We start from the raw sequence: 386 nt of genomic DNA on the forward strand, positions 1-386 counted from the left end.
AAGTAATATTAATCGTCGAACAGCCGCCCGGTCTCCGGCACCCGGGCCGCCGCCTCCGCCTCGCGCGCCTCCTCTTCCGTCAGCAGATTGCCCACGCGCACGCCGAGCAGCCGCAGGCGCCTGTCCAGCGGCACGCGCTTGAGGCATTCGCCGGCCGCGCGGCGGATCGTTGCGGCGTCCTGGGTGAAGGTGGCGATGGTCTGGTCGCGCGTGGCGATCCTGAAGTCGTCGTAGCGCAGCTTGATGCCGATGGTCTTGCCCACGTAGCCCTTACGGCGCAGGTCTTCGGCCACGCGCTCGCACAGGTCGGTGAAGATGCGGCCGAGTTCGGCACGGTCGCGCACCGCGTGCAGGTCGCGGTCGAACGTGGTTTCGCGGCTCATGGA

The 386-nt window shown here is 68.7% G+C and carries 1 protein-coding gene; it reads right to left on the bottom strand.

All coding sequences use genetic code 11. The features are described from left to right. Positions 1–8: 8 nt before the first annotated feature. A partial coding sequence (locus tag AC066S_RS40010) for a DinB/UmuC family translesion DNA polymerase (RefSeq protein ID WP_478272096.1) occupies positions 9–386 on the bottom strand: 378 nt, incomplete at its 5' end.

The organism is Bradyrhizobium sp. CFUWI (genome assembly GCF_056429085.1).